Origin of the sequence: Rhizobium sp. LjRoot98 (assembly GCF_964252935.1) — a bacterium.
GTDB lineage: Bacteria > Pseudomonadota > Alphaproteobacteria > Rhizobiales > Rhizobiaceae > Pararhizobium.
In genome coordinates this window covers 1-2,449 of sequence record NZ_CAXUPW020000044.1, presented here as the reverse complement: position 1 = coordinate 2,449, position 2,449 = coordinate 1, and the positions used below count along the sequence as shown (strand labels likewise).

General features: G+C 58.5%; 2 protein-coding genes. One reads left to right on the top strand and one right to left on the bottom strand.

Annotated features, from left to right (window positions below; genetic code table 11):
- The first annotated feature begins 182 nt into the window (after positions 1–182).
- On the top strand, positions 183–920 hold the full coding sequence (locus ACSQ3J_RS31220) for a hypothetical protein (RefSeq protein WP_060505422.1): 738 nt from the start codon (positions 183–185) through the stop codon (positions 918–920).
- Positions 921–926: 6 nt separating this feature from the next.
- On the opposite strand, the gene ACSQ3J_RS31215 is transcribed toward ACSQ3J_RS31220, so the two are convergent.
- On the bottom strand, positions 927–2,354 hold the full coding sequence (locus ACSQ3J_RS31215; protein ID WP_060505421.1) for an ISNCY family transposase: 1,428 nt from the start codon (positions 2,352–2,354) through the stop codon (positions 927–929).
- Positions 2,355–2,449: the final 95 nt, after the last annotated feature.

Genomic DNA, 2,449 nt, shown 5'->3' with positions numbered 1-2,449 from the left:
CTGGTATCGTCTTGCTCCGCCGGTTAGCCCCCGACCGGGACCGGCTGGCCGGGGTTGCAAGGGCAGGGAGGGGGCGGGTATGACGCTCCCCTTCGGCTTTAGCTTTCTCAGTGGCAATTGTTCCGTCACCCGTTGATACTCGCTCATGCCTGCATAGGGCAGGTAGGGATCAAAGCCGCACGATGCTTCCGGAAATCAAATTGCAGGCCAACGTCGACATCGCCGCGCTGTCACCACTTGTTCGCGGCATGCTTCTAGCCGTTGCCTATGCCGACGGCGAGCGTGGTATAGGATTGACTGCGACCGGCGCCATGAACCGCAAATTCGTGCATTGGGCCGCGGTTAATTTCCTCTGGCCGGGGTTCACCGCCGAAGACCTCTACAGCATGCACAAGGTGCTCAATGAGAGCGACATGCCGCCGCTCTGGGTCGTGCGCGACATGACCCGCCATCTCAAACTGCTTCGCCGGAAAAAGAATGTTCTGCTGCCAACCAAACGAGGGCGCGAGTTTCTGCTGAACCCGCAAGCCTTCTTCGATCTGGTCGCCACGGACTATCTCTATTCGTATGTCCACGTGACCGATCGGCAAGAGGACGTTCAGGCTCGATTGCGCTGGTGGCGCATGTTCCTCAATCTTCTCAATATCAAGGCCAGAGGAGGTTGCACGCCATTGGATGTTGTAAAAATCCTCAATCCAGACTTCGCGCCCCTGTCAGACACCGAAATGACCCTGGAAGCCTGGGAACTGAAATCCGATGTCCAATATGGCGTGCTGAGGCGCCTGTGCTGGCTCGGCCTGCTCTACGAGGCACGAGAAGGGCTCACGCTTTTCCAGGATGGATCCTTCCACAAGACGCCACTTTGGTCCGCCTGCCTGCAGCTGGAATCGGATACACAAAGCGACATCGGGGTGCATTGAAACGTCTTATTCCGCCGCCGGCTGCTTCGATAATGCTTTCTCGCGCTTCGCAATCACCGCTGGATCGTTCATGAAATCCGTCCGCCGACCCGGCTTGCGGCCACGCTTCTGATACCCGTTCGCCGTGCTGCCGTCGCGAATACCGAACATATGATCTTTCTGCCCGGTGCGCCGTGGTCCGCCCTTGCTGCGCTGCTGTTCTCTGCCGGTCTGCATCTCGGCGACGATCGACAACATGTCGTCCAGCCGCTTGTTGTCGACGACCTCGGCACGATGCACCGAGCGTAACGTATCGAAGGTTCTATAGGGCAGGGCATAGCTCTCGTGCATGATCTCGAGCCGTCCGTCCGGATAGTCGCAGACAATCACCTTCTTACCTGCCAAAGGCGTTGAAATCTCGGTCGGATCGAGGATGAACAGCACCTTGTCGTAGCGCAGCGTCAGGGATTGCGACAACGTGCGGATCTCCTTGCGACACATGGCGCCATCGAGATTCTCATGCGCGGCCAACGGCCTATGCATGTCCTTCGGATTGCGCGGCAGCTTGCCGAAGCGCGCGTTGAAATCCGTAATGAACTCAGGCGCATAGGCATTGGCTTCCTCGATCGTATCAATGCCGCGAAGCCGCATCTCCTTGACCAGCCGATCCTGCAATGTTTGGTTGGCACGTTCCACCCGGCCCTTGGCCTGCGGGGTATTGGCGCAGATGATGTCAATGTTCAGCTCATAAAGCGCCCGGCCGAACTGCGTTAGGCCGCTCGTCCGGTCTTTCTTCGACGGATGGAGTGAGCGGAAAACGCCGTGCTTGTCGCTGTAAAACGCCAGCGGCTTGCCCCATTGCTGCAGATAGGCCTTCGTCGCATGCAGATAGTCGAATGTATTCTCCGAGCCAGCAAACCGTAGATGCAGCAGCTTGCCAGTCGCGTCATCGATATAGACGAGCAGGGCGCATTTGGGGCCACGGTTCTCGAACCACCAGTGATGTGAGCCATCGATCTGCACCAGTTCGCCAAAGCAGTCACGTCGGCCGCGTGGCTGGAAAACCCGCTTCTTGCGTTCACGGCGAGAAACCCAGATGCCGGCCTCGGTCATCCATTGCCGAAGCGTTTCCTTGGCGACCGAAATCCGGTGCAGCTCGATCAGCTTCTCACGTGCCAGCGTCGGACCGAAATCCAGATAGCGTTCGCGGATCAGATCCAGCGCCGCATTGCGAAACTCCTCGCTGTGGCGCCGATTGCTCGGCCGTGATCGCTTCTTCGAAACAAGCCCGGCCGGGCCATCCCGGTTATAGGCCTGCAGCAGCCGATGGACTTGGCTTCGACTGAGGTCGAGCCGTTCGGCCGCCTGGACGACGCTCAGGCGTTCGTCACGGATCTTCTGGATGAGTTCGAGGCGATGCAATTCTTTCTGCGACATGGTGATCAAAAAGGACATGACGACTCCGACCGCTCATGGTCTCGACCAGGCTGAAGATCGTCATCCTTGCTCCCAACGTTGGTTTTGACCAGTGCGTCGAGAGGCGAGACTGT